Origin of the sequence: Sulfitobacter sp. 1A15258, from assembly GCF_043557045.1 — a bacterium.
In the GTDB taxonomy this organism is placed as follows: domain Bacteria; phylum Pseudomonadota; class Alphaproteobacteria; order Rhodobacterales; family Rhodobacteraceae; genus Sulfitobacter; species Sulfitobacter faviae.
The window spans coordinates 1-1,558 of record NZ_JBIFFK010000042.1; the positions used below are offsets into that span (position 1 = coordinate 1).

General features: G+C 58.3%; 2 protein-coding genes. One reads left to right on the plus strand and one right to left on the minus strand.

All coding sequences use genetic code 11. The features are described 5' to 3' along the window. Positions 1 to 891, plus strand: an 891-nt coding sequence (locus ACGYK9_RS19330; protein WP_394415343.1) for an FAD-dependent oxidoreductase, incomplete at its 5' end; no start/stop codon positions are given. Between the two features lie 347 nt (positions 892 to 1,238). Here the strand turns inward: ACGYK9_RS19330 and ACGYK9_RS19335 are convergent. Then, the coding region (locus ACGYK9_RS19335) for a hypothetical protein (protein ID WP_394415346.1) at positions 1,239 to 1,558 on the minus strand (320 nt) is incomplete at its 5' end.

A 1,558-nucleotide genomic window follows, 5' to 3' on the forward strand; every position in this document is an offset into this window, starting at 1 on the left:
ATTGACGCCACAGGGGATGCCGACATCGCCCACCGCGCCGGAGCGCCCGTCACGCACCCCCCTCGGGAAGAGTTGCAAGCTGCAAGCGTCATGTTCCACGTCGCGGGCGTGGACAAGAAGAAGTTTATGGAAGAGGTGCACGCCAACCCGCAGACCTATTCCGATTGGTCCACTGGCGAATGGACAGTCGAAACCGACGGCAAAGAAGACGAGATGTTTTCGCCTTTTCTCAAGAAGCCGTTTGAAGCTGCGCGCAAAGCCGGGGTCATCCCCGCTGATCTGACCACCATCGCAGGCACTTGGGGCGCGGTGCACGACAGCGGTGAGATGACCTATATGAACCTGGTCCATCTGGACAATTGCGATGGGACCGACCCGAAGGACCTTACTCACTTCGAAATCGAAGGCCGACGCCAAGCGATGATGGCCATTGAAGCGTTGCGCAGGTTTGCGCCTGGATGCGAAGGCGTCCGCCTGCGCAACTTCGGTATGACGCTGGGGGTCCGAGACACGCGCAAGATCGATGCAATCTATAATATGACAGAAACGGATGTGCGCCACGAAGCGCGCTTCGAGGACAGCATCGGTATTTATCCGGAATTTATCGACGGCTATGGGATCCTCATCCTGCCGACGACGGGGCGTTACATGCACATTCCCTATCGATCATTGCTGCCTAAAAAAATCAAAGGATTGTTGGTCGCGGGACGTGCAACCGGGGGGGACCGTATTGCCCACGCCGCGACGCGCAACATGGCGTGCTGCGCTGTCGCGGGTCAAGGCGCCGGGATCGCCGCAGCTCAGGCAGTCAAATCGCAGTCGGAACTGGAGAACGTTGATCTGGCTGCCATTCACAAGGAGTTGGACCGCCAGGGCGTACGTAGAATATGATGCGGCGCAGTCGTTCAGTCACAACGGCTCCGCGCCTTCAAAGCCAGAGCGTTACGCTACTGCAGGATGAAAGTCCGAACCCCGGCCATGCTGGCTAAGCTCCTTTAGAGCCACACAAAGAATGAACACCATTCCGACGGATTCCATGAGCTCCTCGACGGGATAGAAGGACGCATAAAAGCCATAGCGTCCATGCGACGATAGGATTGCACTACTTACCATCTCAAGACCAAATACGCCGCCAAAGGGATCCGGACAAAACTCAAACCATGTCCTGATGCCGGACAAACGGCGCCCCTTCAGTGTCGCCGATGCGCAGCTCGCGCCCGATCGAGCGTTACCAACGCTTACGGATCGAGCACCTCCGCCAGCAGCCCGTCAATCATGCATTGGCCCTTGGCCCGCTGCGCCCTTTCAAATTGTGCCGCTTGGTAGGCGAGTTGGGATCGCGCATCGCGCTGAGCCGTAAGAGCCAGCGCCATTTCCACCCCTTCCGGCCCCAACTGTCCAAGCTCTGTATGTATCCGAGTACGCGCAATATGTGCCCCGGTCCCCATATGCCTGCGCCAAGCGCTGGAAGGATATCCGCCTGCGAGTCCTTTGCCAGATACGTCGCGCAATACCGGAACTTGTTCCGTCTGGGAAAGCGCGCGGAGATGGGCCAGAT